The organism is Pseudomonas sp. RA_15y_Pfl1_P11, assembly GCF_963970975.1.
GTDB classification, from domain to species: domain Bacteria; phylum Pseudomonadota; class Gammaproteobacteria; order Pseudomonadales; family Pseudomonadaceae; genus Aquipseudomonas; species Aquipseudomonas tritici.
In genome coordinates this window covers 100178-121440 of sequence record NZ_CAXAOY010000018.1, presented here as the reverse complement: position 1 = coordinate 121440, position 21263 = coordinate 100178, and the positions used below count along the sequence as shown (strand labels likewise).

Genomic DNA, 21263 nt, shown 5'->3' with positions numbered 1-21263 from the left:
AAACCAGAGCAGAATCCAGAACTTATTGTCCATAAACGCGAACAATACCCGCATGGAAAAGTCTGAGATCGAAGGGCTGTGGACCCACATTCACTGGCTGTCGGTGCTGGAAGAACAAGGCACCTACACCGCCGCAGCCGCTCGCCTGGGGGTGAGTAAGTCCGCCGTCAGCCAGCGCATTTCGGACCTGGAAAAAGCCACCGGTACGCGGCTGGTCACGCGAACGACGCGCAGCGTAAGGCTCACCGATGCCGGGCTGTCGCTGACCCGGGAGGTCCGCAGTGCCTATGAGCAGATCGCGCGCAGCTTCTCGTCGGTGCGCGACTCTGCCGGCGAGATTCGTGGTTTGGTGCGCTTGACCGCGCCGGTGGCCTTCGCCAGGCAGCAGTTGGTGCCACACCTGGCGGAATTCCTGCAGCAGTTTGCGCAAGTACGTATCCAGTTGGATGTGTCGGATGCGTTGAGCTCGCTGGCAGCCGAGGGCTACGACCTCGCCGTGCGCCACGGCTTCCAGGTGCCGGAAACCCACGTGGCGTGGAAGCTGTGCGACACCGGCTCGGTGTTGGTCGCCACCCGCGATTACCTGCAACGCCACGGCGAACCCCGTGAGCCTGGCGACCTGTCAGCCCACAACTGCCTGTTCTACCCGCGCGGCACCGACCAGCCGGCGTGGACCTTTGAGCGCGGCAGCACAAACGTCGAGCGCCTTACCGTGCCCATCGCCGGCAGCTTTGCCACCAACAACAGCGAAGCCCTGCGCGATGCGGCCCTCAACCATCTGGGCATCGCCCTGCTCCCGGACTTCAGCGCCCATGCCGCATTGGCCAGCGGCAAGCTGGTACAGGTGCTCAAGGGCTGGACGCTCAAGGGCGCGTTTGCCGATGAGATCTACCTGATCCGACCGTATTCACCGCATGTGCCCAAGTCGGTGACGGCATTGGTGGGCTTCCTCAAGGAAAAACTGTCAGGTGGGTTCAGGTTTGATTAACGGCCATCGCTTGCGCGTAGGCACCGTCATGTTGGAAGGACGAGCATGACTTTTTTGCACAACGCACCGGTATTTTTGGGCGTTCTTCTCTGATTTATGCGTGCCTATACTCGGTCCAGCCTCTCGGTTCAGCCGAGGGCCAGTCCCACAACAATAATTAAGGACAGCCACCATGATCCAGCCCTTCCTGGCCGCTCGGGATTTTCTGCTCGCTCACCGCACCGACTACGCCACCGCCGTACGGGATTTCCGTTGGCCGCAACTGGGCGAATTCAACTGGGCCCTGGACTATTTCGACGCCATGGCGAAGGGCAATGCGGCCAATGCGCTGTGGATCGTCGAGGAAGACGGCCGCGAGCAGCGCTACAGCTTCGAGCAACTGGCCGCACGTTCCAACCAAGTGGCCAACCACCTGCGCGCCCTCGGGGTTGGGCGCGGTGATCGCGTACTGCTGATGCTCGGCAATGATGTGGCGCTTTGGGAAACCATGCTCGCCGCCTTCAAGCTCGGTGCAGTGGTCATCCCCGCCACCGCCCTGCTGAATGCCGACGACCTGCGTGACCGTATTGAGCGCGGGCAGGTTCGTCACTTGGTGGTCGGCGAGGCGCATGTGAGCAAATTCGCCGGGCTGGCTGAAGGCTGCAGCCGCATCTGCGTGGGTTCGGCGCCTGCCGGCTGGTTCCCACACAGCGCCGCCTGTGAATATCCCGAGCAGTTTGAAGCCGAAGGCCGCACCCTGGCCACCGACCCGATGCTGCTCTATTTCACCTCGGGCACCACATCAAAACCGAAGATGGTGTTGCACAGCCACCAGAGCTACCCCGTTGGGCACCTGTCGACCATGTACTGGATCGGCCTGCAACCGGGCGACCTGCACCTGAATATTTCCTCACCGGGGTGGGCCAAGCATGCTTGGAGCTGCCTGTTTGCGCCGTGGAACGCCGGCGCCTGCATCTTTATCCATAACGTCGCGCGGTTCAGCGCGCCGGCGTTGCTCAGTGCATTGGAACGCTACGGCGTGACCAGCCTGTGCGCGCCGCCCACCGTGTGGCGTATGTTGATTCAGGAAGATCTGGCCAGCTACAAATCGCGCCTGAACCTGCGCGAACTGGTCGGCGCCGGTGAGCCACTGAACCCGGAAATCATCGAGCAGATCCAGCAGGCCTGGGGGTTGCCGCTGCGTGATGGCTTCGGCCAATCGGAAACCACTGCACTGGTGGGCAACACGCCCGGGCAGTTGCTCAAGCCAGGCTCCATGGGCCGACCGCTGCCGGGCTATCAAGTGGCCCTGCTCGACCCGGATGGCAACCCCGCCAATGAAGGCGAAGTCGCCCTGCCCCTGGACGTGCGCCCGCTCGGCCTGATGCTGTGCTACGAAGACAGCCCGGAAAAAACTGCAGAAGTCATGCGTGACGGTTATTACCGCACCGGCGACACCGCGCAGGTCGACGCCGACGGCTACATCACCTTTGTCGGTCGCGCCGACGATGTGTTCAAGGCCTCCGACTACCGCATCAGCCCATTCGAGCTAGAAAGCTCGCTGATCGAGCACCCGGCAGTGATGGAAGTGGCCGTGGTGCCCAGCCCCGATCCATTGCGCCTGGCCGTGCCCAAGGCCTTCCTGATCCTGGCCCATGACGCCCCCGGCAACGCCGAACTGGCCCGGCATATTCTCGCCTTCGCCCGCGAACATCTGGCGCCCTACAAGCGGGTGCGGCGTATCGAATTCGTGACCGAACTGCCAAAGACCATTTCCGGGAAAATCCGCCGGGTGGAACTGCGCCAGATGGAAGTACTGCGTCGTCAGAGTGATACGCGAGGCGAACAGGAACACTTCGAAGAAGATTTTGGCTGAAAAAAAGCCCGGCAACACACACGTGTGTTGCCGGGCAAAGCGAAGCGACCAGCTTCAGAAACGCGGTTTCACAGCCTTCCAATCCGGTTGGTAACGCTGCATCTGTTTTACGTCGTCGCGCTGGCGAATGCCGCAACTGAGGTACTGCTCATGCAGCTTGCCCAGTTGGTCATGGTCAAGTTCCAAGCCCAGCCCCGGGGCACGGGTGATCGTCACGCAGCCATCGACAATCGGCACCTTGCCGCCCTTGATGACTTCCTCGTCCGGCTCCTGCCAGGGGTAATGGGTGTCGCAAGCGTAATCAAGGTTGGGCACCGACGCGGCCACATGGGCCATCGCCATGAGGCTGATGCCCAGGTGTGAGTTGGAATGCATCGACACGCCCAGGCCGAAGGTCTGGCACATCTTCGCCAACACCTGGGTGTCGCGCAGGCCGCCCCAGTAATGATGGTCAGCGAGGACGATCTGCACGCTGTCCAGGGCAACGCTGCGGCGGAACTCGTCAAAATCGGTGACCACCATATTGGTCGCCAGGGGCAAGCCGGTGCGTTTGTGCAGCTCGGCCATGCCTTCCAGGCCCGGGGTCGGGTCTTCGTAATACTGCAGGTCATCGCCCAGCAGTTCAGCCATGCGAATCGAGGTTTCCAGCGACCAATTGCCATTCGGGTCGATGCGCAGCGGCACGCCGGGGAAGGCTTTTTTCAGCGCTTTGATGCACCGCACCTCATGTTCCGGTTCCAGCGCGCCGGCCTTGAGCTTGATGCTTTTGAAGCCGTAGGCTTCGATCATCCGCCGGGCCTGGGCGACGATCTGCTGTTCGTTGAGCGCTTCGCCCCAGCTGTCAGGCTTGTAGGGCGAGTCGATGTGTTCGGCGTACTTGAAAAACAAGTACGCACTGAACGGAATCCGGTCGCGGAGAGCCCCACCGAGCAAATCCACCAGTGGCACATTCAAGGCGTGGGCCTGCAGATCGAGCAAGGCCACTTCGAACGCCGAATAGGCATTGCTCACGGCCTTGCTGGCGTGGGAGCCCGGCGCCAGTTCTGCGCCGCTGAGGCTCACGGGCCTGTGCGCGGCCACCGTGGCCTGGACGATCGCACGCAGCCCGTTCAGGTTGAAGGGATCGAGGCCGATCAGTTGCGGCTGCACCTGTTGCTGGATCGCCAGCGCCGGGGCATCGCCGTAGCTTTCGCCAAGGCCGATGTAGCCGGTGTCGCTCTCGACCTCGATGATCGAGCGCAGTGCGAGGGCTTCGTGGATACCGCTGGCGTTAAGCAGCGGCGGGTCGCGAAAGGCGATGGGCGTGACGGTAACGCGGACGATTTTCAAGAGGCTGCTCCCTGTGGGCCTGGACGCGAGGCGCGCTGATGTGTAGTCGGTGTGGGGGGCACGGTGCCCCGTGGTGCGGTGCGCGCAAAAAACACCACCACCGCCGCCGCCAGGGAGGTAGCGGCCAGGCCATACAACCCGCCTTCGATGGAGCCGGTGGTCTGTTCCAGCAAACCAAAGGTGGTGGGGGCGACAAAGCCTCCCAGGTTGCCGACCGAATTGATCAAGGCAATCACCGCCGCGGCGATCCGGGCATCCAGATAACCCTGGGGAATTGGCCAGAACAAGGCAGAGGCGGCCTTGAAGCCAATCGCGGCAAAACAGATGGCGACAAAGGCAAACACCGGCCCGCCGGTAGTAGACATGAACATACCGAAGGCGGCGATCACCAGCATCAGCGCAACCCACGCCTGCTGATGTTTCCATTTGCTGGCGAGGGCGGCGAAACCGTACATGGCGACGATGGAAATCAACCAGGGAATCGAATTGAACAAGCCCACCTGGAAGTCGCCCAGGTTGCCCATTTTCTTGATCATGCTGGGCAGCCAGAAGGTGGCGCCATAGATGGTCAGGGCGATGGAAAAGTAAATAAAGCAAAACAGCGCGATCTGTCTGTCGGCGAGGAGCTTGAACATCGAGGGCCGGACAGTCCGGACGGCTTCACGCGCTAGCTGTTCCGCCTCGATGGCACTCACCAACGCGTGTTTTTCCTCTGCGCTGAGCCACGTCGCCTGATCGGGACGGGACTGCAACCAGAACCATACAAAGCCACAGAGCACGATCGAGGCAAACCCTTCGATCAGAAACATCCACTGCCAGCCATGCAGGCTAAACCCATTGATGTGCAGCAAGGCCCCCGACACCGGGCCTGAGATCACCGAGGCAATCGCAGAGCCGCTGAGGAAAATCGCCATCGCCTTGCCACGCTCGGAGGCTGGCAGCCACTGGGTGAAGTAGTAGATGACACCGGGGAAAAACCCCGCCTCGGCGGCGCCGAGGGCAAAGCGCAGGATATAAAAACTGGTTTCACCTTTGACGAAGGCCATGGCCATCGCGGCCGCGCCCCAGGTGAACATGATCCGCGTCAGCCAGGCCCTTGCGCCGTAGCGCTGCAGGAGCAGGTTGGACGGTACTTCAAAGATCGCGTAGCCAATGAAGAACAAACCGGCACCGAGGCCGTAGGCGGCCGCGCCAATGCCCAGGTCGATCTCCAAATGGCTGCGCACAAAGCCGATGTTGACCCGGTCGATGTAGTTGACGATGAACATCACCACAAATAATGGCAGTACATGACGCTTGACCTTGGTGGCCGCACGGGCGAGCACGGTCGGGTCTGGCGGATTCTGAACAGTGTCCAAGGGCAACTCCCAATCATTGTTTTTTTAGGGACGCGTTGATCATGGACGTCGGGCATTGATCCCGTCTAATCTAACTTGGCATCCGATTGATACCTGGATTAGATCAATGTTCGAACTCACTCAACTGCGTTGCTTCACCACTGTGGCCACCGAGCTGAATTTTAGGCGGGCGGCCGAACGGCTGAACATGACCCAGCCGCCGCTCAGTCGACAGATCCAATTGCTGGAACATCACTTGGGGGTCGAACTGTTTGCCCGCACCACCCGCAGCGTTGCCCTCACCGCCGCCGGCCGCGCATTTTTTATCGAGGCGCAGAACTTGCTGGAGCGTGCCCAGCAAGCGGCGGTGACGGCGCGTCGCTTCGCTGAGGGCGATATCGGCACGGTCAATATCAGCTTCGTCGGCAGCGCGGTGTACGAGTTTTTGCCACGCGTGATCGCCGAGGCGCGGCTCCGGCAGCCCCAGGTGAAGATCGACCTGTCAGAGATGAACACCTACCAGCAATATGAAGCGCTGCGCGCCCGCCGGATCGACCTGGGGATCGTCCGCGCGCCGCTGCTGGAGCCGGGCTACGCCACCGAGTGCCTGGTGCGCGAGCCCTTCGTGCTGGCAGTTCCCAGCAGCCATCGGCTGGCCAATGCCGAGACGGTCAGCGTGCACGACTTGGACGCCCAGCCCTTCCTGATGTACGCCCACTCGGCCTACCCGCCGTTCAACGAACTGCTCACCGGCCTGCTGCGCTCAGCGCGCGTGGCGCCGGAGTTTGTGCAGTGGCTGGGGTCATCCCTGACCATCCTCGCGCTGGTCAATGCCGGCATGGGCCTGGCATTGGTGCCACGTTGCGCCAGCAGTGTGGTGTTCAAGAACGTGGTGTTCCGCGATATCGACTTGGGCGAAGGGGCGCAGAGTGAGCTGCATTTGATCTGGCGCGAGAACAACGACAACCCAGCGTTTGCAATGTTGCTGGACGGAATTCGCAGTGCGGTCCGTCAAGAATGGGATCAGGCACGCTAGCTCAATCCTCTTGAATACTTGCCTGATCCTCCGACTTCTCGGATTTCGGATAGATAGCCCTTGCACCGTGGTCTAGAGTTCGACAATAAGCGGCCGCCGCAAGCTCATACTAAAAATGGCCGCATACACCGATGATCAGCAGGTGAGCCATGGAATTACGAATCAACCAGAAAACCTATCAGGTCGAAGCCGACGCTGACACGCCACTGCTGTGGGTGATCCGCGACGACCTGGGCCTGACCGGCACCAAATACGGCTGCGGCCTGGCCCAGTGCGGGGCCTGTTCGGTGCTGGTGGACGGTAATGTGGTGCGCTCGTGTGTCACGCCAGTGGCCGGAGTGGTCGGGCGTGAAATCACCACCATCGAAGCGATTGAAGACGATGAGGTGGGCAAGCGCGTGGTCGCGACTTGGGTCGAGTATCAGGTGGCGCAATGCGGGTATTGCCAGTCCGGGCAGGTAATGGCCGCGACTGCGCTGCTCAAACACAGCCCCGCCCCTAGCAAAGCGCAGATTGATGCGGCAATGATCAACCTGTGCCGTTGCGGCACCTATAACGCCATCCATGCGGCGGTCGACGCACTGGCCAAGCAGGAGAGCGTCTGATGAACATCCTCAATGAACTGCTCGAGGCACCGGTAAACCTGTCGCGCCGCCGCTTCTTGGCGAGCACGGCGGTGGGCGCGCTGGTGATCGGTTTCGGCCTGCCGCTTGGCTCGTCGAGGGTGCAGGCGGCCACGGCCAACGCCGCAGAACGGGGCACTCAGGTGCCAGCGTTTCTTGAAATTCGCCCGGACGGCACGGTGCGCCTGCTCAGTCCGTTCATGGAAGGCGGACAAGGCACCCACACCGCCATGGCGCAGATTGTCGGCGAAGAGCTGGATGCCGACCCCGCCACGTTCATCGTCGAAGCCGCGCCACCCGGCGAAGCGTATGTGGTGATGGACGACGGCCTGCGCATCACCGGCGGCAGCATGTCGGTGCGCATGAGCTACCCGACCATGCGCCGCCTGGGCGCCCTCGCCCGCGCGATGCTGCTGCAAGCCGGTGCCGCGCAGTTGGGTGTACCGGTTGCCGAACTGACCACCCAGCCTGGCCGGGTGGTACATACGGCTTCCGGCCGTTCGTTGGGCTACGGCGAATTGGCCAGTCGCGCTCTGGACATGCCAGTGCCCGACCCGGCCAGCGTCACGCTGCGCGACCCAAGCCAGTTCCGCTGGATCGGCAAGCCGGTCAAACGCCTGGATGCCTATGACAAATCCACCGGCAAGGCGCAATACAGCATCGACCTGAAAGTCGACAACATGCTTCACGCGGCGGTCCAGCATGCGCCACGCCTGGGCATGACCGTGGGCAGTGTGCGTAACCAGCCGCAAGTGGAAGCCATGAAAGGCGTGCATTCGGTGCACGTGCTGCCCGGCGCCGTGGCGGTAGTGGCTGAACGTTGGTGGCACGCCAAGCGTGCGGTTGAAGCGGTCCAGGTCGACTGGCAAGAAGCGGCTGCGGACTCGACACTGCGCGTCATGCCGGCAGACTTCTCCAGCGACAAGCACCGCGACTTCCTCGCTGCCCAGCAAGGCCCGGCCCGTGACGACGAAAACGAAGGTGACGTGGCCGCCGCCTTGTCAGGCGCCAAGACCAAAATCGAAGCGACGTATCACAACCAATACCTCAACCACGCCCAACTGGAGCCGCCGTCGGCACTCGCACGCTTCAACCCCGATGGCACCCTGGAGATCTGGCTGCCTAACCAGGCGCCTGACATGTTCCGCGCCGACATCGCCAAGCGCACCGGCCTCGACCTCGACAAAATCACCCTGCACTCGCCACTGCTGGGCGGCTTTTTTGGGCGACACTTTCTGTATGACTCCGCCAATCCCTTCCCCCAGGCCATTGCGCTGGCCAAGGCCGTGGGGCGTCCGATCAAGCTGATCTGGAGCCGTGAAGAAGAATTCCTGCGCGACGTGCTGCGCCCGCTGGCCGTGGTCAAGTTCCGCGCTGCGCTGGATGACAAAGGCTTCCCGGTGGCCATCGAAGCGGTCAGCGCGACCGAAGGCCCGACCGAAGCGCTGGCCGGCAAGCAGGGCGATAAAATCGACCCCACGGCCCTCGAAGGGTTGTCGGGCAAGCCCTACACCATTCCCAACAAACGCATCGCGCAGATCTACGTCAAAGGCGCGCCCATGCTCGGCTACTGGCGTTCGGTGGGCAACTCGCTCAACGACTTCTTCTATGAGTCGTTTCTCGACGAACTGGCGGACAAAGGCGGACATGATCCCTATGAGCTGCGCCTGCATCTGCTGCGCGACAACCCACGGCTGACCACGTTGCTGCGAGCGGCGGGTGAATTGTCCGGTGGCTGGAAGCGTGGCCCCTTCACCGCCGAGGACGGCACCCGACGCGCTCGCGGCGTGGCCATGGCCTCACCGTTCGGCTCCCACACGGCAGCGATCGCCGAAGTGTCCATCGAGAATGGAAAGGTCAAGGTGCACGATATCTGGCAGGCCATCGACCCGGGCAGCATCGTCAACCCGGCGATTGTCGAGGCGCAGGTCAATGGTGCCGTGGCGTTGGGCTTGTCCCAGACCTTGCTGGAAGAAGCGGTGTACGTGGATGGAAAACCACGGGCGCGCAACTACGACCTGTACCCGATCCTGGCGCCCGCACAGATGGCGCGGGTGCATGTACGGGTGGTCGAGAGTGGCGAAAAAATGGGCGGTATCGGCGAACCGCCGTTGCCCGCCGTGGCACCGGCCGTGGCCAATGCGGTGGCGCAGTTGACGGGCCAGCGCGTGCGCAGCCTGCCCTTGAGCCGACACACTTTCAGCTGACCCTCAGGAAACGCCCATGAACAACCGTCGATTCGCAAGAACCGCAGGCTGGCTGGCGCTGCCCTGCCTGGCTGCCGCAGGCCTGCTGGCCTGGTATGTCACCCGTGAACCTGCTACTGCGTTCGAACAGGAACAGGCGGGTGCCAGCTTCGAACCCGCCTTGGTCAGCCGTGGCGAGTATGTCGCCCGCCTCAGCGATTGCGTGGCCTGCCACAGTTTGGCAGGCAAGGCACCGTTCGCCGGGGGGCTGGAAATGGCCACGCCGTTGGGGGCGATTCACGCCACCAACATCACGCCGGACAAAAACACCGGGATCGGCACTTACAGCCTGGCTGACTTCGACCGCGCAGTGCGCCATGGCGTGGCGCCGGGTGGGCGACGGCTGTACCCGGCCATGCCCTACCCGTCCTACGTAAAACTCAGCGATGACGATATAAAAGCGCTGTACGCGTTCTTCATGCAGGGTATACAGCCGGCCAACCAACCGAATATCCCCAGCGATATTCCCTGGCCGCTGAATATGCGCTGGCCGATCGCGCTGTGGAACGGCGTGTTCGCCCCAACCGCTACTTATGCAGCCAAGCCAGACCAGGACGCACTGTGGAACCGTGGTGCCTATATCGTCCAAGGCCCCGGCCACTGCGGCAGCTGCCACACACCACGCGGCCTGGCCTTTAACGAAAAAGCCCTGGATGAATCCGGCAAGCCGTTCCTCGCCGGCGCCCTGCTCGACGGCTGGTACGCACCGAGCCTGCGCCAGGACCCCAACACCGGGCTGGGACGCTGGACTGAGCCGCAGATCGTGCAGTTCCTCAAGACCGGGCGTAACGCGCATGCAGTGGTCTATGGCTCAATGACCGAAGCCTTCAACAATTCCACGCAGTTCATGCAGGACGACGACTTGGCCGCCATCGCGCGCTATCTCAAGTCGCTGCCTGGCGACCCGCAGCGCGACGGCACGCCCTGGCAGTATCAGGCGGTGAGCACGAACCAGGACGTCCCCGGCGCCCGCACTTACGCGACCCGTTGCGCCTCGTGCCATGGCCTGGACGGCAAGGGCCAGCCCGAGTGGATGCCGCCACTGGCCGGCGCCACGTCGGCACTGGCCAAGGAAAGCGCCTCCGCGATCAACATCACCCTCAACGGCTCGCAACGTGTGGTCGCCGCCGGCGTTCCCGACGCCTACCGCATGCCGGCGTTTCGCGAGCAATTGTCCGACCAGGAAATCGCTGAGGTGCTGAGCTACGTGCGCGGCACCTGGGGTAATAACGGCGGTGCGGTTGAGGCGAAGGCGGTGGGCAAGTTGCGCGGGCATACCGACCCGGCGAGCAGCAGCCCGATCATCCTGCATATGCGCTGAATTCAGGACTTCAGGTTCTTCACGCTGGCAAACGTTGCCTCGCCCCGCGCCTGCTCCAACACGTTCATGGGCGCGGGCGCAGGCAACGTGTGCAGCACCGGCTTGAGCACGACGGATCGCTCGCTGTCCGTGACTGAACGCTCATCGCTGGGCGGTACGCCGAAGTATTCGCGGTAGCACTTGGAAAAGTGCGGTGTGGACACAAAGCCACAAAGCACGGCCAATTCCACGATTGAAATGGGTGTCTGCTTGAGCAACTGCCGCGCACGGATCAGCCGCAGCCTGAGGTAATAGCGCGAAGGCGAACAGTGCAGGTACTTCTGGAACATGCGCTCAAGCTGGCGACGCGACAACGCGACATACGCGGCCAGCTCGTCCAAGTTGATCGGTTCCTCCAGGTTCGCCTCCATCAATGCCACGATTTCCTGCAACTTGGGTTGCTGGGTGCCCAGCATATGCTTGAGGGGCACGCGCTGATGGTCCTGCTCGTTGCGGATCCGCTCGTACACAAACATGTCGGAAATGGCCGCCGACAGCTCATGCCCGTGATCCCGACCGATCAAGTGCAGCATCATGTCCAAGGGCGCGGTACCGCCCGAGCTGGTGAGACGGTCCCGGTCGAGGCTGAACAGGCTGGAACTGACAGTCACCCGTGGGAAGGCCTCCTGCATGGCGGCCAACCACTCCCAATGCACGCTGCATTCATAGCCATCCAACAAGCCGGCCCGCGCCAACACAAAGCTACCGGTACAAATACCGCCCAATCGCTTGGCGTAACGCGTCTGGCCGCGCAACCACTTGACCAGTTCGCCAGTCACGGTGCCCTGGATGCCGATGCCGCCACAAACAATCACAATGTCGGCGGGCAGCACGCCGAGTATCGAACCGTCAGGCGTGATGGGCACGCCGTCACTGGCCCACACAGGGTTGCCGTCCGGGCTCGCGGTATGCCACTTGTAAAGCTCCTGGCCAGACAGCTGATTGGCCATGCGCAACGGCTCGACTGCAGCCGCCAGTGACATCAAGGTGAACTGGTCCAGCAGCACGAAAACGATGCTGCTGACAGGACGGGCACTCATGGCTGCGAAGCTGCGGCCACTGTTTTTTGCGCGCGTTCAGGCTGCCGCGCGGTGAGCAAGCCGATCAGGGAAATTATCAAGGCCAGGCCGATTGTCGAGGACACTTCAGAACGGTGCTCGGGGGTCACCAGCATCACCGTCAATGCGGTACAGATGAACGCAATGACCAACCAGGTCAGCCACGGAAACAGCCACATCTGGAAGGTCAGCGTGACGTTGCGCTGTCGTAGGATCTTGCGCATGCGCAACTGGGAAATGGCGATCACCAGGTACACCAGCAAGGCGATGGCGCCCGAGCTGGCCAGCAGGAACTGGAACAACCCGGCCGGCGCGAAGTAGCTGAACAGGGTCACTCCCGCGCCCAGGATCGTGCTGGCGATCACCGCCGCCCTTGGCACGCTCGCCGCCGAGGTCTTCCTCATCAGCTGGGGTGCGTCGCCCCGCTTGCCCAGGGAAAACAGCATGCGCGAGGCGATGTAGATGGAGGAATTCATACAACTGGCCACGGCGATCAACACCACCCCATCAACCAGCAGTTTGGCGTGGGGAATGTTCATCAGCTCCAGTGCCCGTTGATACGACCCTACAGACGCCAACAGCGGGTCATTCCATGGCACCACGGAAATCACCACGAAAATCGACAACAGATAGAACACGCCGATGCGCCACATCACCGAGCGCGTGGCCCGGGCGATGTTCTGCGCCGGGTTACTGGATTCGGCCGCCGCGATGGTAACCGCTTCGGTACCGATGAAACTGAACATGATCGTGATGAAAGCCCCGACCACTGCCGACAGCCCGTTGGGCGCGAAACCGCCATGTTCCTCCATCAACCGGCTCAACCCACTGGCCTCCCGCTCGGGAATCCAGCCCATCAAAACCGCGAAGCCCAGACCGATGAAGCCGATGATCGCAATTACCTTGGCCATGGCGAACCAGAACTCGAACTCACCGTACTTGGACACGCTGAACAGATTGGTGACCACCAACAAAAAGATCGACAGCAAGGCAAACAGCCAAGCGTCGATCTGTGGGAACCACTGGTTGAGAATATGCCCGGCGGCCAGGGCTTCGATGGGGATCACCAGCACCCAGAACCACCAGTACAACCAACCGATGGTGAACCCGGCCCAGCGGCCGATGGCCTGGTCGGCATAGGTCGAGAATGACCCCGTATCGGGGTTGGCCACCGCCATCTCCCCCAACATGCGCATAACCAGCACCACCAGCGTGCCGGAGAACAGATAGGCCAGCAGCACCGCCGGCCCAGCCGCGGCGATCGCGTGTCCGGAACCGACGAACAACCCCGCGCCGATAATGCCCGCAATGGAAAGCATGGTGACATGACGCGGCTTGAAGCCCTGCGCCAACTGGCCGTTCGAATCGTTGGAATTCAGGCTATTCATTGTTTTTGTTGTTCTCGGTGATCGACGCCAGGGCGTACTGACTGAAGGGTCAGGCGATCATCATTTCTTAATGATGGGTCACCTTACGCGGCCTGACTTCACTGAAAACAGCCTGAAAGCGGCAGGGATTGGTCTGATATCGACATCGGTAAGCGCAGGCGATGATGTCAACGACGCCGATAACTTTTTTGCCCGGAAGGCGTGAGGCAGTAAACCCCACCCCTTGGTCCGGTGCAGTAAGCACCACTGCCGCAGCCGCAGCTATCTTTAAGATCTTGCAGCGGTTGCAACGCGGGCCGTGCCTGGCGATTGCCGATGTAGGCCGGACAACTTTTTTTCGAAGCACTGATGGAGCCGTCGTTGCACAGGAACGCGTCACCATCACAGCCCGCAATCCCACCCTTGCGACCTGAACAAGGCGTATTGGCAGCCAGGGTGATCGTGCTTGATAGCATCAAAACGAGGCCCAGCATCACTCTACGGTTGTAAGAACGAGACATTGCGGACACTCAAAAAGGGTGGCTTGATGCTATCAACCTTTGCCTGGCTTTAAAAATAGTCCGTTGTTCTATAAGACGCCTAACAGGTGAAATGGCTCAGATACTGCTTGCGACTGACGGCGTTTACAAAAAAGACACTTAAGCGTCTATTTCATAAATCGCAGGCAAAAAAAGCCACTCACCAGAGTGGCTTTTCTTGCCGGAGCAGGAAATCATTTAATTCTGGACGTGCTTTCGGAGCATCTCAAGGCCAAAAAATTGATCGAACAGCAGCCTTCGTGATGCCTGAACCCGTCGGCGCGACTGGATGCTCATCCCCCCCATGCAGTTATCAACGGACAGATAAGCTCAGGATTAACGTTTAGCCTTCAAAAGAACAGCCACACCGAGGACAGCGGAAAGAATAGAGCCCATAAGCACGCCAACCTTCACCTCATCGACCAAATGCGGGTTATCCGGGAAGGCCAGCGCCCCGATGAACAGGCTCATTGTGAAACCAATGCCGCACAGCAGCGCTACACCGTACAGCTGAGACCAATCACATTGCTCAGGCAGCTTGGCCAGCCCTGCGCGAATCGCCAGCGCAGCCAAACCAAACACGCCAATTTGCTTGCCTAACAATAGCCCAAGCGTTACTCCCAGAGGTACCGGGTCGATCAGGTTATTGGGCGAGATACCGGCAAGAGAGACACCCGCATTGGCAAAACCGAAGATGGGCACAACGGCGAAAGCGACCCACGGGTGCAGCTTTTCTTCCAAGTGGATGAGCGGCGATTTGCGCTCGCTGCTCGCCGCCCGCATCGGAATGCACAGTGCGAGAATGACACCTGCCAGGGTCGCGTGGATACCCGACTGAAGCATAAAGAACCACAGCAGACCGCCCGCTATCAGGTAAGGCCAGAGCCGGGTCACACCGAATCGGTTGAGCATCACCAGGAACACAATAACGCTCAGTGAGGCCAGCAACATGCTGACCGACAAGCCGCTGGTGTAAAACAGGGCGATGATCAGTACGGCGCCAAGGTCATCAAGAATCGCCAGCGCGGATAGAAAGATTTTCAACGAAATGGGCACACGTTTACCGAGCAGCGACAGTACGCCCAAGGCAAACGCGATATCGGTCGCTGCAGGAATAGCCCACCCCCCCAAGGTTTCGGCATTGCCCCAGTTGACCGCAATGTAGATCAAAGCAGGCACCAGCATACCGCCTACCGCGGCGAACCCTGGAAGTGCGCGCTGGCTCCAGCTCGATAATTGGCCAACCAGCATTTCACGCTTGATCTCCAACCCGACCAACATGAAAAAGACAGCCATCAGGCCATCATTGATCCAGTGCTCAATCGAGAGGCCAACGACTTTTACGTGCAGTGACGAGAAGTAAATGTCTGCCAACGGGGAGTTGGCGACGAGGAGTGCTATCGAAGCAGCGGCCATGAGTATCAGGCCACCCGCGGATTCCGCGGCCAGGAATCGGGAGAAAAAAGCACGCGTGTCGCGTGATTCACGATGGCCGTGGGTTTTATCCGGACGTGAAGATTTCAAGCTCATAGGCACAGCCACTCCGCGCGGCGGCCCGACCTGCGCTGAATTAAACCTGCCCTCCCGCGTTTTGCGGTGACACCCATGGGCGTATTCTACATGATACGTTCGTGCAAGCCCGCCTATCGGTTGTGCGCGTGCGCAACTGCCGGTTAGTATCCTGTGGTCTATCGACGACACGCCAAAGGAGTTACCTTGCCCCGTTCCAACTGGCTGCCTACGCCGCCATAGCGCACCGCCCCCTCGCACGCCCCTGACCGCCTCCTAGCTGCGGTCGTATTTTGCCGCGCCCGCTTTTTTGGCCGCAGCCACTCCACAACTCAATTGAAGACAGATACACACGCACTGCTCAGCGCCCACCGCTGCGCGGGATGTGGTACCTGCCATGGGTGAATCAATGTTTGAAAAGTTCAAAGTCGCTTGGCTGTCGAATATCCGAGCCGATGTTCTCGCGGGCCTCGTTGTCGCACTGGCCCTTATTCCAGAGGCTATTGCCTTTTCTATTATTGCCGGCGTCGACCCAAAGGTTGGCCTTTATGCCTCTTTCTGTATCTGCACTGTGATCTCGTTTGTTGGGGGGCGTGCGGCAATGATCTCGGCGGCCACCGGCGCCATGGCATTGCTCATGGTCAACCTGGTCAAGGATCACGGCCTTCAGTACCTCCTCGCCGCCTCGCTGACATGCGGCGTACTTCAAATCATCGCGGGCTATTTGCGGCTGGGCGAGCTGATGCGCTTCGTATCGCGATCAGTCGTCACAGGTTTCGTTAACGCCTTGGCGATCCTGATTTTCATGGCGCAGCTGCCAGAACTCACCGGGGTAACCTGGCCTGTTTACGCCATGACTGCTGGCGGACTGGCGATTATTTACCTGTTCCCAAGGCTGCCGGCCGTAGGAAAACTGCTCCCCTCGCCGCTCGTATGCATCATCGTGCTGACGGCGATTTCGATCTACATGGGCCTGAATATACATACGGTAGGCGACATGGGTTCGCTGCCTGATAGTCTGCCGATATTCTTGTGGCCAAGCGTGCCGCTAAACCTTGAAACACTGATGATTGTACTGCCGTACTCTGCCGCGCTGGCAGTGGTCGGTTTGCTGGAGTCGATGATGACAGCAACCATCGTCGACGACCTGACAGACACGAGCAGCGACAAGAATCGTGAATGCAAAGGCCAGGGTATCGCCAACATCACCAGCAGCCTCATTGGCGGCATGGCAGGGTGCGCGATGATCGGGCAGTCGATGATCAATGTTAAATCTGGCGGACGAACCCGCTTGTCTACGCTGAGTGCAGGCGTTTCACTGCTGATCATGATGATCTTCATGGGCGACTGGCTCGCCCGCATACCGATGGCCGCGTTGGTCGCCGTGATGATCATGGTCTCCATCAGCACCTTCAGTTGGGACTCCATCCGCAATCTCAAAGACTATCCGCTCTCAACGAACATCGTGATGCTGGTCACTGTGGTCGTGGTCGTCGCGACCCATAACCTGGCCTACGGCGTTGTCGCAGGCACCTTGCTGGCCGCCATGTTCTTCGCCAACAAGATCGGACATTACCTGGAGGTCACTTCTCAGCGTGACCCCGCACATGCCCATCGCACTTACTACGTCACAGGCCAGGTGTTTTTTGGCTCAGCGGACAGGTTCACTCATTCGTTCGACCTTAAGGAACGGCTGGAGACCCTGACCATCGATCTTCGAGAGGCCCACTTTTGGGATATCACTTCAGTCGCTGCGCTCGACAAGGTCGTGCTCAAGCTACGCCGAGAAGGGGTTCACGTGGATGTCATCGGGATGAACCAGGCTACGTCCACGATCGTGGATCGCTTTGGCGTTCACGACAAACCCGATGGCATAAATAAGTTGATGGGGCATTAAGCGGGCCCGCGCAAACCTGTTCATTGCACTCAAGCGAATAGATTGCAGCCGACAAAGACGTCATGTGGCGGTGACATATTCGATCGAAGGGCTATGCAATTGGCAGGTTTTGGCGGTTTTGTTCTAAAAGCTTGTTAGGATAACGGCGTTTATATCTCGTTTTACCATAGGAACAGCGGGGATAATCACAACTACACGTTAAGACGTGCCAACAACAAGGAGATTCTTATGGTTGAAAAGCCTACGGATGATCGGCCTAACACCCCTCACATTGCCAGTGAGGACGGTATTCCGGCTCCAAGTGGAGCTGCCAATCTGATCGACACCGACTATGTTATTGGTCAAGACAATATCAAGGGAGAGTTTTCGTTCTCGCTCGATATCCACGGCAAAGTCTTCATCATTTCAGCGGCCACCATCCTGCTGTTTGTGATTTTGACACTGGCCTTGCAGAATGAAGTAGAACCCCTCTTCAGCGCTATCCGGAACTGGTTAACCAGCCACCTCGCCTGGCTCTTCATGAGCATTGCGAACGTTTTTGTGGTGCTGTGCATTGCGCTGATTTTCTCCCCGCTGGGGAAGGTGCGTTTGGGCGGCAGAGATGCCAAACCCGATCACTCCTACGTCGGATGGTTTTCAATGCTGTTTGCCGCGGGCATGGGCATCGGCTTGATGTTTTATGGCGTCGCCGAACCCATGTCGCATTACGCGGCGTCCATGGGAGGCGTGACAGTCGATGCGAGCGGCGTGCGCACGGACTGGGCGCCGTTGGGCGGTGCAGCAGGCGATATGAAAGCATCCGCCGACTTGGCAATGGCCGCTACGATCTTTCACTGGGGACTTCATCCCTGGGCGATCTATGCCATTGTGGCGTTGTCCCTGGCGTTGTTTTCTTACAACAAGGGCTTACCGCTTTCGATACGCTCGATTTTCTATCCACTGTTGGGTGAGCGCGTTTGGGGCTGGCCGGGGCATATCATCGATATCCTGGCGGTATTCGCCACGCTATTCGGGTTGGCAACCTCTCTGGGCATTGGTGCAGAACAGGCTGCCGCGGGGATTGAATACCTCTTCGGGATACAATCGACGAACCTCAGTAAAGTCGTGCTGATCGTTGGCATTACCTTGATCGCGCTGTGGTCAGTCCTTGCCGGTTTGGACAAGGGCGTCAAAATGCTTTCCCAGATCAATATGGGACTCGCATTGCTCTTACTGGTGTTTATCATCGCAGTGGGACCGACCTTGGCCATCTTCACAGGGTTCTTCAAGAACCTGGTGACGTATGCTGAATACCTGCCGGCACTGTCAAATCCATTCGGCCGCACTGACACCCAATTCACCCAGGGCTGGACGGCCTTCTACTGGGCGTGGTGGATCAGTTGGTCGCCGTTTGTAGGCATGTTTATCGCGCGCGTCAGTCGTGGTCGCACCGTCAGAGAGTTTCTGATCTCGGTCTTGCTCGTTCCCTCAGTGGTGTCTGTGCTGTGGATGACAACGTTCGGCGGAACCGCCATTGACCAAACGACTTTACAGGGCCTGGTGGGCGTCAAGGACGCTGTGCTGGAGCTGAAGTTGTTCGCCATGCTGGGAGAGCTGCCGCTTAAAGAGATCACCTCCTTCCTGGGCATCGTTCTGGTCATTGTGTTTTTTATTACCTCCTCGGACTCAGGCTCCTTGGTAATCGACACGATCACCGCCGGCGGCAAGGTGGATGCGCCTGTGCCTCAGCGTGTGTTCTGGGCGGTCATCGAGGGCGTGATTGCGATTGCCCTCTTGTTGGGCGGCGGTCTTGTAGCACTGCAGGCAATGGCAGTGTCCACAGGGTTGCCTTTCGCAATCGTTTTAATGCTGGGATGCATATCCCTCGTGAAAGGACTGATGTCTGAGCCTCGTTAGCACTTAGGGCTTTCGCTGTCAGCGCACAGCAAACACACCCGTGACGCCATCGCCCGGGGCGATGGCGTCCGTCTGAGCAGGCGGGTATTAACGACAGAAAAAACCACCCCGGTAAGAACTTGGTACATGCATGCATGAACGCTCACGTTCTGGTTGTCAGCAGCGTTTGGTATTAGACACTTAAACGTAGCGCAGCACTTTAGTGCATCGACTGATGCCCGCAGACGACTGAGCAGAGCACCTATAGCGAGAGGCCAGATTAAGTTTATTACCGTCAGGTCGATAGACTGGTTACCTAGATCATTCCCTCGCGTTAGGAAGTTCGCATGAACCTTAGAAACCTCAACGTAGCACCCCGAGCTTCCTTGTTTTTCGCGTCGATCATTGCATTGGTCTTTGTGCTCGGCGCGGTCGCTGCTGTGCAAATGGGCAAGCTGCAGGACGCCGAAAAAGATGTCGAAAACAATTGGCTTCCAAGTATCCGACAAACGGCGTTGATGAACGTTGGCGCAATGCGGCTCAGACTTGAAACCCAGCGTGCACTTGCTGACCCTCAAGCAGTTCAATCGACGGTTGCGTCCTTCCCAGGCTACCGGAAGGCGTTCGCGGATGCGGTGCTAAATTATGAACCTCTGATCACGGGTAACGACGAACGCGCGCTTTATCAAGTAGTGACAGCGTCCGCCGATGCGTACGCCAAACAACTGGATATCCTCGAACCGTTGATGGCGCGCGGTGACATACCTGCCGCCGTCAACCTCGTGAGTACAGGTATACGGCCGTTGACGAATAGGATGGAGGGTGAAATCAAAGCCCTGACTGACTTCAACAACGACGGCGCCACAGCGGCTGGGCAATACGCAACCAATACTTACTCCGAAGGCATCTGGACAATCATTGGCCTTATTACCGTCGTCGTCGTCCTGACTGTCGGGTTGGCAATACTTCTGACCAAGAGCATTACGACCCCAATCGGTGCAGCGTTATCTGTGGCAGAACGCATCGCCGGCAGTGATCTCTCCAAAGAAGTGCACGTCAGCGGGAAGGATGAAGCCGGACGCCTGTTAAAAGCGCTGGCCCAGATGCAAGAGAACCTTCGCCGAACCATCATGCAAATCGGCGACTCATCTACACAGCTGGCCTCAGCCGCAGAAGAAATGACAGCGGTCACTGAGGAATCCAGTCGAGGTCTCATCTCCCAAAATGATGAAGTCAACCAAGCGGCCACTGCGGTAACTGAGATGAGTGCGGCGGTTGATGAGGTGGCCCGTAATGCGGAGTCGGCCTCGGAAGAGTCGCGTCGCACCCAGGGCTTCACTGAAACCGGTTTAGAGCGAGTCTCTCAAACGTTGAAGTCGATTGAAAAACTCAGCGGCAATGTTGAAGCCACGAGTGACAAGATTCAGGTTTTGTCACAGCGGGCTCAAAGCATCAACAAAGTCGTCGAAGTGATTCGTGCAATCGCAGAGCAAACTAACCTTCTGGCGTTGAACGCAGCGATTGAAGCTGCCAGGGCTGGTGAGCAAGGCCGCGGCTTTGCAGTCGTTGCTGACGAGGTCAGGGCGTTGGCGCACAGAACGCAGTCTTCCACTCAAGAGATCGAACAGATGATCTCTGCAATGCAGAGCGATTCAGCTGAAGCAGTGGAAGCCATGAGTAAAAGCAAAGAGCTGGCAACCCAATCCCTCGATGTGGCACAGGAGGCCAGCAGTTCACTCGATCAGATCGCCAAGGCCATTACGCAGATTAATGAGCGAAATATGTTGATCGCAACGGCGTCTGAAGAGCAGGCCCATGTTGCACGAGAAGTTGATCGTAATCTCGTCAGCATTCGAGAGCTTGCCGTGCAGAGTTCTGCGGGCGCCAGTCAAACAGCCAGCGCGTGCGGGGAAATGTCAAAGTTGGCGGTTGACCTTAATAGGATGGTGAATCGCTTCGTCGTTTGAAAAAATGACGCAGGACACGCGGTGTGTGCCTGGCGCGATGAGGGCTCTCAAACGGATCATGAGACACGCTGAGTGCTTGACTGGACGTCTTTGCAAGCTCAATGGCCGAGGTAATGGCAGCCCGCGCTTGCGGGCTGTTCCTCCCGCACATCGGTCCGGTTAGGGCCGATGCCTGAGCCAGGATGTCACAAGCATTCACCGCACTGAGTACCGCTGGCGAGTCAATGCGCACAGGAATATCGGTCGGACAGCCGTTAGCGTTTCACTATCAAGCGGT

The 21263-nt window shown here is 59.5% G+C and carries 15 protein-coding genes and 1 pseudogene; 9 read left to right on the top strand and 7 right to left on the bottom strand.

Annotation, left to right across the window (positions count from 1 at the left end):
- Nucleotides 1–52: 52 nt before the first annotated feature.
- The gene (locus AACY44_RS21575) at nt 53–988 is read left to right on the top strand and encodes a LysR family transcriptional regulator (protein WP_339419381.1); all 936 of its coding nucleotides are present in this window, start codon (nt 53–55) and stop codon (nt 986–988) included.
- Between the two features lie 172 nt (nt 989–1160).
- On the top strand, nt 1161–2843 hold the full coding sequence (locus AACY44_RS21570) for an AMP-binding protein (protein ID WP_339428059.1): 1683 nt from the start codon (nt 1161–1163) through the stop codon (nt 2841–2843).
- A gap of 54 nt (nt 2844–2897) precedes the next feature.
- Here the strand turns inward: AACY44_RS21570 and AACY44_RS21565 are convergent, their stop codons facing one another.
- Nucleotides 2898–4172, bottom strand: a complete 1275-nt coding sequence (locus AACY44_RS21565; RefSeq protein WP_339419384.1) for a glucarate dehydratase family protein — start codon at nt 4170–4172, stop codon at nt 2898–2900.
- Entirely contained in the window at nt 4169–5530 is a 1362-nt protein-coding gene (locus tag AACY44_RS21560) for an MFS transporter (RefSeq protein WP_339419386.1), read from the bottom strand. Before AACY44_RS21560 ends, AACY44_RS21565 begins: the two co-directional genes overlap by 4 nt.
- A 106-nt stretch (nt 5531–5636) precedes the next feature.
- On the opposite strand from AACY44_RS21560, the gene AACY44_RS21555 reads away from it, so the two are divergent.
- The 4 genes from AACY44_RS21555 to AACY44_RS21540 all read left to right on the top strand — a co-directional run bounded on the left by AACY44_RS21555 (nt 5637) and on the right by AACY44_RS21540 (nt 10735).
- Entirely contained in the window at nt 5637–6545 is a 909-nt protein-coding gene (locus AACY44_RS21555; protein WP_065876275.1) for a LysR family transcriptional regulator, read from the top strand.
- Between the two features lie 149 nt (nt 6546–6694).
- A complete protein-coding gene (locus tag AACY44_RS21550; RefSeq protein WP_339419389.1) occupies nt 6695–7150 on the top strand; it encodes a (2Fe-2S)-binding protein in 456 nt (151 codons plus the stop codon).
- Entirely contained in the window at nt 7150–9375 is a 2226-nt protein-coding gene (locus AACY44_RS21545; RefSeq protein WP_339530994.1) for a xanthine dehydrogenase family protein molybdopterin-binding subunit, read from the top strand. Before AACY44_RS21550 ends, AACY44_RS21545 begins: the two co-directional genes overlap by 1 nt.
- 16 nt (nt 9376–9391) lie before the next feature.
- Complete coding sequence (locus AACY44_RS21540) at nt 9392–10735, top strand: c-type cytochrome (RefSeq protein WP_339419391.1); 1344 nt, start codon at nt 9392–9394, stop codon at nt 10733–10735.
- A 2-nt stretch (nt 10736–10737) separates the two neighbouring features.
- On the opposite strand, the gene AACY44_RS21535 is transcribed toward AACY44_RS21540, so the two are convergent.
- From AACY44_RS21535 to nhaA, 4 genes are all read right to left on the bottom strand, one after another.
- A complete protein-coding gene (locus tag AACY44_RS21535) occupies nt 10738–11814 on the bottom strand; it encodes a GlxA family transcriptional regulator (RefSeq protein WP_339428061.1) in 1077 nt (358 codons plus the stop codon).
- Nucleotides 11811–13220 (bottom strand): GABA permease, encoded by a 1410-nt coding sequence (gene gabP / locus AACY44_RS21530; RefSeq protein WP_339419395.1) that lies wholly within the window; start codon nt 13218–13220, stop codon nt 11811–11813. Before gabP ends, AACY44_RS21535 begins: the two co-directional genes overlap by 4 nt.
- A gap of 167 nt (nt 13221–13387) precedes the next feature.
- Nucleotides 13388–13693, bottom strand: coding sequence for a YdcA family protein (locus tag AACY44_RS21525; RefSeq protein WP_339419505.1), 306 nt, complete (start codon nt 13691–13693; stop codon nt 13388–13390).
- A 381-nt stretch (nt 13694–14074) separates the two neighbouring features.
- Complete coding sequence (gene nhaA / locus AACY44_RS21520) at nt 14075–15268, bottom strand: Na+/H+ antiporter NhaA (protein WP_339419396.1); 1194 nt, start codon at nt 15266–15268, stop codon at nt 14075–14077.
- A gap of 388 nt (nt 15269–15656) precedes the next feature.
- Here nhaA and AACY44_RS21515 point away from each other — a divergent pair, with 388 nt between their 5' ends.
- The 3 genes from AACY44_RS21515 (at nt 15657) to AACY44_RS21505 (ending at nt 20986) form a co-directional block, all read left to right on the top strand.
- Nucleotides 15657–17144, top strand: coding sequence for a SulP family inorganic anion transporter (locus AACY44_RS21515; RefSeq protein WP_339428062.1), 1488 nt, complete (start codon nt 15657–15659; stop codon nt 17142–17144).
- Nucleotides 17145–17372: 228 nt separating this feature from the next.
- Nucleotides 17373–19040 (top strand): BCCT family transporter, encoded by a 1668-nt coding sequence (locus AACY44_RS21510; protein WP_339419398.1) that lies wholly within the window; start codon nt 17373–17375, stop codon nt 19038–19040.
- 326 nt (nt 19041–19366) lie between these two features.
- A complete protein-coding gene (locus AACY44_RS21505; RefSeq protein ID WP_339436243.1) occupies nt 19367–20986 on the top strand; it encodes a methyl-accepting chemotaxis protein in 1620 nt (539 codons plus the stop codon).
- An 82-nt stretch (nt 20987–21068) separates the two neighbouring features.
- Here the strand turns inward: AACY44_RS21505 and AACY44_RS21500 are convergent.
- A pseudogene (locus AACY44_RS21500) lies at nt 21069–21212 on the bottom strand (helix-hairpin-helix domain-containing protein); the annotation flags it as partial.
- Between the last annotated feature and the right edge of the window lie 51 nt (nt 21213–21263).

Excerpts from the sequence above, each read along its gene's own strand:
- AACY44_RS21525 (WP_339419505.1), bottom strand. The coding sequence starts at position 13,693 with ATGCTGGGCCTCGTTTTGATGCTATCAAGCACGATCACCCTGGCTGCC.
- AACY44_RS21545 (WP_339530994.1), top strand. The coding sequence starts at position 7,150 with ATGAACATCCTCAATGAACTGCTCGAGGCACCGGTAAACCTGTCGCGC.
- AACY44_RS21570 (WP_339428059.1), top strand. The coding sequence starts at position 1,161 with ATGATCCAGCCCTTCCTGGCCGCTCGGGATTTTCTGCTCGCTCACCGC.
- nhaA (WP_339419396.1), bottom strand. The coding sequence starts at position 15,268 with ATGAGCTTGAAATCTTCACGTCCGGATAAAACCCACGGCCATCGTGAA.
- AACY44_RS21535 (WP_339428061.1), bottom strand. The coding sequence starts at position 11,814 with ATGAGTGCCCGTCCTGTCAGCAGCATCGTTTTCGTGCTGCTGGACCAG.
- AACY44_RS21540 (WP_339419391.1), top strand. The coding sequence starts at position 9,392 with ATGAACAACCGTCGATTCGCAAGAACCGCAGGCTGGCTGGCGCTGCCC.
- gabP (WP_339419395.1), bottom strand. The coding sequence starts at position 13,220 with ATGAATAGCCTGAATTCCAACGATTCGAACGGCCAGTTGGCGCAGGGC.
- AACY44_RS21550 (WP_339419389.1), top strand. The coding sequence starts at position 6,695 with ATGGAATTACGAATCAACCAGAAAACCTATCAGGTCGAAGCCGACGCT.
- AACY44_RS21515 (WP_339428062.1), top strand. The coding sequence starts at position 15,657 with ATGTTTGAAAAGTTCAAAGTCGCTTGGCTGTCGAATATCCGAGCCGAT.
- AACY44_RS21555 (WP_065876275.1), top strand. The coding sequence starts at position 5,637 with ATGTTCGAACTCACTCAACTGCGTTGCTTCACCACTGTGGCCACCGAG.
- AACY44_RS21505 (WP_339436243.1), top strand. The coding sequence starts at position 19,367 with ATGAACCTTAGAAACCTCAACGTAGCACCCCGAGCTTCCTTGTTTTTC.
- AACY44_RS21510 (WP_339419398.1), top strand. The coding sequence starts at position 17,373 with ATGGTTGAAAAGCCTACGGATGATCGGCCTAACACCCCTCACATTGCC.
- AACY44_RS21575 (WP_339419381.1), top strand. The coding sequence starts at position 53 with ATGGAAAAGTCTGAGATCGAAGGGCTGTGGACCCACATTCACTGGCTG.